We start from the raw sequence: 8,218 nt of genomic DNA on the forward strand, positions 1-8,218 counted from the left end.
TGGAACCACCTGATCCCATCCCGAACTCAGCAGTGAAACGATGCATCGCCGATGGTAGTGTGGGGTTTCCCCATGTGAGAGTAGGTCATCGTCAAGATTAAATTCCGAAACCCCAATTGCGAAAGCAATTGGGGTTTTGTTTTGTCCGCAGGAAAGTTCAATGTCCTTACAACACCGTCCCGTCAGGCGGTATTCCCTTGAGCCCAGACATAGGTGATATCGCCACGCCAGACCTGTTTGGGTGCCAGCACTTCAAACTCTAGATTCAAAATGTTCTGAATATCAGGCCGCTCGACCGTCGCTTGTTTGTAGGCATGTGATCCAGGTTGTTTGCTGGCTAACTTCAGTTCCCGCATCAGACCACGCACCTTGAACCGCCCGATTTGCTCGCCGTCTTCCTGCATCTTCGACACGATGCTGCGGCTATCTGTCTACACCGGTTGAAAACTGACCCCCGAGTGCTGAAACAAGACTGCCTCCAAAACTCGACAAAAAATCCAGCACTGGCAACGATTCGCGAAGAATCAGGCTGGGTCAGTGGTATCTCGGCAACTGGCTCAGCTCGGCATCGGAGCCAACAATCTATCGTTGGTGGTTATTGATTGAATATAAATATTCGTTCTTTAATCCATTTTATAAGTTCTTCTGCACCAACAGACTGGGGTTTTCTTTTTTTAACTAAAAGGCGAGCATATATATTTTGGAATAGTGGATGATCAATTGAGCGAGTCACCAGGTCTCCGCTGATCATATCGTTAAAGGCAGAAAACTCACTCAACATCGTTACCGCTTCTCCGCTCATCACATAACGTCGGAGGGCAGTGAGCGAGTTCGTTACCAAGGCCGGTCGAATGGACAGATTTTCTGTATGTGCTACAAGCTGAACAATTTGCCCTAACCCGTATTCAAGCGGCATCACAGCTAACGGGTAACGCATTATTTCTTCGAATTTGAGAGGTTCACTGAGACGCGTAAGCGGATGATCTGATCGCATGAGCAATCGGACAGGTTGAAGTGAAGATGCGCGGTAGGCGACTTCAGGATGCGCAGATGGATTGTAAGCGAGGCCGATATGGGCAGTGCTCTGAATGACTTCCTCCAGAACGCTTTTGACGGGAAGCACATCGAGACTGATACGAATACCGGGATAGGTGGCAGTGAAATCCCGCAAAACATGATCAATCAGCAAATCGATGAACCCCTCGCTGGTAACGATACGGACTTCACCCTCCCTTAACCCCTTCAGTCCTCGCAAGCGGTCTTCAAGGTGCTCTTGTTGTGCCTGGCAGCCACGCCAGAACTCCAAGAGAAGGTGGGCTGCTTCAGTAGGAACCACGCCACGTGCTTGCCTTTCAAACAATACAGTTTCCACTTCCTCTTCCAGCAGTTGGATTTGCCGGGTGATAACTGAAGGTGCCGTGTTCAGGTTTTCGGCCGCCCCCCGAATGGAGCCGCTGGACAGCACCTCATAGAAATACCGCATTCGGCGTTGATTCAGATCTCTCACAAACAATCCTCCCCCTATGCATGATCGTTGCCCTTAGGGCAACGATACCATCAAGAAGTTGCTGTTGCTTGCATTGCCATTCCACCTGAATACTGGTTGCACAATAAAAACGCCTACAGCGGAGGCAGTATGCAAAGGTGCATTAATCCATCGAGCGAGCTATCGACCATCTATCGAAAAATAGACTGGCGGTTATTACCTTTTTTGCTCCTGTGTTACGTGGTGGCGTATCTGGACCGGGTAAATGTGGGATTTGCCAAGCTTCAGATGCAAAGCGATCTAAGTTTATCTGATGCTGCTTACGGACTGGGTGCCGGAATATTTTTCGTGGGCTACGCCTTGTTCGAAACGCCTAGCAATTTGCTATTGCCGAAGATCGGAGCGCGCAAGACGCTCAGCCGGGTAATGATTTTGTGGGGTATTACATCTGCATGCATGGTGTTCGTAGAAAGCGAGAGATCATTTTACGTGCTGCGTTTTCTCCTCGGCGTCTTTGAGGCGGGTTTCGCTCCCGGAATGATTTTTTACCTTACCTATTGGTACGGGCGCGAGCGGTTAGGCAGAGTGATGGCAATCGTTATGCTTGCCGGGCCACTGGGCGGCATATTTGGGGCACCTTTGTCCGCGTGGATCATGACCTCCTTCGCAGGTTTCCACGGCCTGGCCGGATGGCAATGGATGTTTTTTCTGGAGGCATTACCGGCTGTAGTGTTAGGTCTCATAGCGCTGAAAGTTCTTAGCGATAAACCCTCGGTCGCGCCTTGGTTGAGTGAGCGTGAAAAACAAGTGCTGAATGCGCATATCGGTGAAGGGCAGGGAGCCCACCATTCATTTGTTCAAGTATTAAAAGACCCACGTGTGTATCTAATGGCGGCCGGTTACTTCTGCTTGATTTGCGGAATTTACACAATGAGCTTTTGGCTGCCATCGATTCTAAAGGACGCAGGCGTTCAAGGTGTCATGCAGATCGGCTTTTACTCAGCGATTCCATACATTGGTGCGATGCTGGGGATGTTGATATTTGGTCGCACCTCAGATCATTTCTATGAGCGGCGTTGGCACACAGCGGTGCCAGCATTGATTGCGGCGATTTGCTTGACTGGGTCAGTAATTTATAAGGCCGACTTTGTTTTGGCACTCACTTTTCTGACTCTATCTACGACCATGATGTGGGTTGCTTATACGGTATTCTGGGCAATCCCTTCGCAACATCTCAAAGGTGACACTGCTGCTGGTGGGATCGCCGTTATTAACACCATTGGATTGACGGGCGGGTTTATCAGTCCCACGTTGATCGGTTATGCCAAGTCCGCCACTGGCAACTCAGACTCTGGTCTTCTGGTCATGGCTACAATTCTTGTGGTGGGTGCTTTGATACTCGCCGCCAACAGGCCGCAACCTGCGCAGCAAAAAATTTGTACTACACAGCCTACCTAAAAATTTCAATGAGGCGTCTTAATAGCCATGACATATCGAATTCTGATCGCTGGTTTTCAACATGAAACAAATACATTCGCGCCATCCAAAGCTGAATATGAAAATTTTGTCAGGGGGGAAGGTTTTCCTCAGATGGTAAGAGGGGAAGAAATGTTGGAACTTCGGAATGTTAATATTCCGGCAGGCGGATTTTTGATTGAGGCTGACCGCTTGGGCTATGAAGTAGTCCCGGTGATTTGGGCTGGGGCCAGTCCATCCGCGCATGTCACTCAAGATACCTATGATCGCATTACCGATGAAATCATAAAGGCCGCTGCAAACGAAGCAATCGACGGTATATATCTAGACCTGCATGGCGCGATGGTTGCCGATCATACGGACGATGGTGAAGGGACGCTCCTGGCTCGGCTACGAGCTGTTGTCGGTAAGGATATCCCGATAGTCGTCTCTTTGGATTTACACGCTAATGTTACTGAGTTGATGCTCACACACGCAGATGCGATGGTTGCATTTCGTACTTATCCCCACGTGGATATGGCTGAAACTGGCACACGAGCCGCCAAATTACTTGATTTGCGGCTCCGGTCGGGAAAACTGCATTGCGAAAGCTTACGCCTTCCTTTCCTGATCCCGATAAACGGGATGTGTACGCTCATGGATCCAGCACGAAGCCTTTACGAGCAATTAGAACACCTTGAGTCCGAAGGCCTTTCACTCTCATTTACTCCAGGCTTTCCAGCCGCTGATTTCGAGGAGTGTGGGCCGGTTATCTGGGGTTATGGAACAGACAGGCGAGAGATCAAGGCTGCTGTCGCTGTCCTTTATAAAATGGTAGTGGAGGAGGAGGATCAGTGGGAAGTACCTTTCCTGCTCCCGGACGAAGCAGTGCTCCGGGCAATGACGTTAGCAGAAACCGCCCAGCGTCCAATCGTCATTGCCGATACCCAAGACAACCCGGGAGCAGGCGGGGATTCGAACACGACAGGAATGCTGAAGGCACTCATTAAACACGGTGCTACTAATGCTGCCGTAGGATTGCTTTATGACCCGGCAGCAGTTCAGTCCGCCATTGCAGCCGGGGTAGGCGGTTTCATTGAAATAGCGCTCGGGGGGCAGTCGGGCGCACCGGGCGATAGTCCCTTGCAGGGGCGCTTTGAAGTAATGCATTTATCCGATGGCCGCTGTCGTTTTGCAGGCCCGATGATGAATGGCATGGAAGTTGATGTCGGGCCTGTTGCATGCTTGAAAATCGGGGGTGTGAAGGTGGCTGTCAGCTCTGGTAAGTGCCAGATGCTGGACAGGAATTTGTATCGGATAGCAGGTATAGAACCTGAGCAAATGAGTGTACTGATCAATAAAAGCTCTGTTCATTTTCGAGCCGATTTCGAGCCGATTGCCGACCAAGTACTCGTTGCCAAAGCACCTGGGCCCATGACCGCGGATCCAGCGGACATTCCATGGAAAAAACTTCGTGAGGGAATCCGGCTAAAACCAAACGGGCCTTCATTCCACAGCCCTGCATGCCGCGCTTAATGATCGTAATCGAACTTTAGGTATGGAGCGACATTAACGCAAATGGCGTAAGTGAACGTTCGCCTGGATAAAAAATACTTCCTGATCTATCTGGATCCAGAAAGCGGATTACACCAGTAGATAAGAAGGAAGGCATTTCAGTTGTGCATATTAAGTTGATGCATTCGCGTTAGCGAAATTTGCGTGGGATTCGTGCGTGTTGCGTTGGCTTGGAAGATTTCCTTGTTGCTTCTGTTACCTAAAAATTATAAAAAAATCGGAGCATTATAATTGAACGTAAATAAAATTTCTGCAACTTTGATGTTTGGCACCATTGCCATGAGTAGCCAGGCGTTTGCTGACTTCCTAAGTGATAGCAAAGCTACTTTGGGAATGAGGAACTTTTACTTCAATAACGACAACCGTGATGGCACCGCGGCCCCTTCGAAAACCGAAGAGTGGGCGCAGGGTTTCATGCTGGACGTCAAGTCGGGATATACCGATGGTACCGTTGGTTTTGGTGTCGATGCCTTGGGGTTGCTGGGTGTTACCCTGGACACTGGCAAGGGACGCCACGTCGGCAGCTCTATGATTCCCTCGGACAGTGATAACCGCGCCGTTGACGAGTGGAGCCGGCTGGGGCTGACCGGAAAAGTCAAAATGTCGAAGACCGAACTGCGCTACGGTACCTTGATTCCGAAACTTCCGATACTGGTCGCCAACGATGGACGGGTGCTGCCACAAACCTTCGAGGGCGGCCAAATTACCTCGAGCGAGTTCAAGGACCTGACCCTGACGGGGGGGCGAATTGAACATGCAACAGGTCGCGGTTCAACTGATCAGACGGGGCTGGCCGCTATGGGCGGTACGCGTGAAAGCAACCAGTTCGACTTCGCCGGGGGCGACTGGAAAGTCACCAAGGATTTGACGGCTCAGTACTACTATGCCCATCTCGACAACTACTATACCCAGCAGTTTTTTGGACTGATTCACACGCTTGCGCTCTCGGACAATCAATCTCTGAAAACCGACCTGCGCTACTTCAACACTGACTCGTCCGGTGCAAACAGCTCCGGAACCACTGGCTACAGAATCAGCGGTTACACCGAAAACGGTGATGGCGAAATCGATAACCGCACCTGGAGTGCTGCACTGATTTACACCGTGGGAGGGCACGCCGTTACGGCGGGGTATCAAAGCGTTTCAGATGGCGGCAATTTTACTCAACTCAATCAGGGTAGCCTTGTAGACAAGGGTGCCGGTGGGGCGAGCGTCTACTTATATACCGATCGTTTTATCCAAAGCTTCACCCGCGCAGGTGAGAAGACAGCTTTCGGTCAGTATGCCTACGACTTCGCTGCTATGGGCGTTCCTGGTCTCAAAGCATCGGTCATGTACCTTTCCGGCAACAATATCAAGACAGCATCCGGTACTGATCAGAAAGAATGGGAAAGAGACTTTACTCTGGACTACGTCCTTCAGTCGGGAGCGCTCAAAGGTGTTGGCTTCGGCTGGCGTAACGGTAAATCCAATAGCGATGCCGCTCGTAACCAAGATCAGAACCGGATAGTTGTAAGCTACAGCATTCCGCTTCTCTAAGGGGGGGCGGTACCCTTCCAGGGTATCTCGCCTGAGGTCTGGCGGGTGACGCCGTAGATGATTTTCATCAGGGTGGATTTGCCGGCACCGTTCTCACCGAGTACGGCATGGATCTCGCCGGGCATCACACTGAGATCAATGCCATCGTTGGCGATGGCATTGGTAGCCCTCGGCGCTTTTATTATTTGAGAGGAGCTGCGCCGTTACGGACACTGCTACCTTCGCTTGCCGATCGCAGGTCGGCACCGTACGCCGTGAATACGCAGCCCTGCATGCACCAAGATCCTCTCAGTTCGCGGCAAGGCTTCTATAGAAGCTCCTTGCTGATTTATTTTATATGTAGAGCTTTTGTTGATCTGTAAAAGGTTTGGGTATTAGGTTTTGTGTTAGGAGTAACTTGGGCTTATATGTCTGATGTATTTAGTAGGAGATAGAGTCTGACCACCTCGCACATATCGAATATTGACACTCAATTTAGCCCGTCCTACCATGCGGGCTCTTAATTGTTGTTAACTGCGAGCTAAACTGATTAATGAAAAAGCTAGTATTAATGCTCGCGCTGCTTGCGCCACTTAATGCCTATGCTGCGGAGCCTGATCATCGTGCTATTTGCAAGGACCTTAGATCAGATGTCGCACATCGCTATGATGTTTATAATTTGGTGTTGATAGAGGGCGGTAGTTCATATGTGTCAGAAGAGGGGCTTGTGCTTTGTGTGTATGACGGCATTGTCAAAAAATTCTACGGTGAGCGCGCGATTAGAGTGATGGCTACACTAAATGCCGCTGACAACAAGCTTAACGTCCTACTTTGAACTGTCTAAATTGTAGATGTCCAGAAACTTCAACAGACATTGCGAGTTTGAAAAACTAAAAAAACCACCTCTGCGTGCACCGCTCCTGGCTATCACGCTGGTGATGTCCTGCATGGCGGCTGTTGCTGCATTTATTGTTATGACCTTCCACCGGCAATGTTTCGGTTTGGCAGTGATACTGTCGATCCCGGCTGTGCTGGCAATCCTTGTCCTGGGATATATCGGTATACCGCCGGCGCCAATCCGGTTTCGCCTGAGGATAAATACACCGCTTGGTACCTTGGTGCACTGACCATCCTTTCTGGCGCGATGATTGTGTTATGGCAGTCGCGAATTTCCAAACAAAACGTACTAACTCCAACGCAAGAGTCCTGATTCCGAAGTTAGCGGATGCAGTTCATGTTGTAGCTGCACTCGCTTAAAGCCATAGGTGAACTTATGAAGCGTGTTGTCGTGAATACTGGGACAGGAAGGGATATGGGGCGCCGTTGATTTGATCAGAAAAATAATGCCTGAGGCTCACGTCGAAATCGGCGATGGCTACTGGCATCTCGATCGGCATGGGGCATGGGATATGAGTGCTGCGGAGCGGGAATTGGGCTATCGAGCGCAATGGTCGCTGCAAAAGGGACTGCTGCATTACTCCGATTGGCTGCGCGATCACGAGTACTGATGCCGGGATTGCTCGCGAATTTTGGTGAGTCAGTAATATTCAGCAGCCATTGGTGATTAAACATGATTAAAACCCTATCGTCTGGCCAAACGGTACACGCTGCGCCGCCTCCTTTACCTTTGATATGGATGTAGACAGCATTACGCACTGGCGTCTATGAACCGCGAATTGACAGCCAGCCTTACTACCAGGGGGCGGTTAAAGCACATAAGTAACCGTTCTGATGGTGGGGCGTCGATCATCAATGGATGGTCGCTTGAATCCCTGCGATGCTCCAGTGAGAAGCTCAAAGCATTGCGATGAGCGTTTTGGCCGATTGCTGTCGGTGCGATCGGACCCCGGCATGGCAGCCATTGAAAATGGGGCGGGCAGGGGAGAGGGCTAAAAGGCCGGCCCTCTATATAGAAGGGGGAGCTGGTTCCCCCTTTCTGCAAGCTATTGATAGAAAAGCAAAATCAGTGCTTGACGGCAGATCTCAGGTGTCTATAATTCGCCCCACTTCCGGCGCAGTCGAAATGGAAAACTCCTTGGTAAACAAAGAGTTACGCGGTTTTCGGCAGCAGGTTGCTTCAGTTCATCGAAGCCAAAAGGAAGTTGAAAAAGAGGTGTTGACAACAGCGGGTAACGCTGTAGAATTCGCCTCCCGCTGATGAGAGATCTGAAGCGCAAGTGGTTG

At 50.4% G+C, this 8,218-nt stretch carries 6 protein-coding genes, 1 rRNA gene and 2 pseudogenes; 6 read left to right on the forward strand and 3 right to left on the reverse strand.

What is annotated here, in order from left to right; translation table 11 throughout:
• Positions 1-97: ribosomal RNA gene (gene rrf / locus CKW19_RS27930) — 5S ribosomal RNA — on the forward strand; the annotation flags it as partial.
• 97 nt (positions 98-194) lie between these two features.
• Here the strand turns inward: rrf and CKW19_RS27935 are convergent.
• Positions 195-425: pseudogene (locus CKW19_RS27935) on the reverse strand (IS3 family transposase); the annotation flags it as partial.
• Positions 426-595: 170 nt separating this feature from the next.
• Positions 596-1,507, reverse strand: coding sequence for a LysR family transcriptional regulator (locus CKW19_RS27940; RefSeq protein ID WP_095061743.1), 912 nt, complete (start codon positions 1,505-1,507; stop codon positions 596-598).
• A 129-nt stretch (positions 1,508-1,636) separates the two neighbouring features.
• Between CKW19_RS27940 and CKW19_RS27945 the strand changes: the two genes are divergently transcribed.
• From CKW19_RS27945 to CKW19_RS27955, 3 genes are all read left to right on the forward strand, one after another.
• Positions 1,637-2,944, forward strand: a complete 1,308-nt coding sequence (locus CKW19_RS27945) for an MFS transporter (protein ID WP_095061745.1) — start codon at positions 1,637-1,639, stop codon at positions 2,942-2,944.
• Positions 2,945-2,971: 27 nt separating this feature from the next.
• The gene (locus tag CKW19_RS27950; protein WP_095061747.1) at positions 2,972-4,477 is read left to right on the forward strand and encodes a M81 family metallopeptidase; all 1,506 of its coding nucleotides are present in this window, start codon (positions 2,972-2,974) and stop codon (positions 4,475-4,477) included.
• 300 nt (positions 4,478-4,777) lie between these two features.
• Positions 4,778-6,055 (forward strand): OprD family porin, encoded by a 1,278-nt coding sequence (locus CKW19_RS27955; RefSeq protein ID WP_371856356.1) that lies wholly within the window; start codon positions 4,778-4,780, stop codon positions 6,053-6,055.
• Between the two features lie 11 nt (positions 6,056-6,066).
• Here the strand turns inward: CKW19_RS27955 and CKW19_RS27960 are convergent.
• A pseudogene (locus tag CKW19_RS27960) lies at positions 6,067-6,210 on the reverse strand (ATP-binding cassette domain-containing protein); the annotation flags it as partial.
• A gap of 377 nt (positions 6,211-6,587) precedes the next feature.
• Here CKW19_RS27960 and CKW19_RS27965 point away from each other — a divergent pair.
• Positions 6,588-6,869 (forward strand): hypothetical protein, encoded by a 282-nt coding sequence (locus CKW19_RS27965; RefSeq protein WP_143500405.1) that lies wholly within the window; start codon positions 6,588-6,590, stop codon positions 6,867-6,869.
• A gap of 508 nt (positions 6,870-7,377) precedes the next feature.
• Positions 7,378-7,542: a hypothetical protein gene (locus CKW19_RS27975; protein ID WP_256580393.1), complete on the forward strand. Its 165-nt coding sequence runs from the start codon at positions 7,378-7,380 to the stop codon at positions 7,540-7,542.
• Positions 7,543-8,218: the final 676 nt, after the last annotated feature.

Source organism: Pseudomonas sp. Irchel s3f7, from assembly GCF_900187615.1.
In the GTDB taxonomy this organism is placed as follows: Bacteria; Pseudomonadota; Gammaproteobacteria; order Pseudomonadales; family Pseudomonadaceae; genus Aquipseudomonas.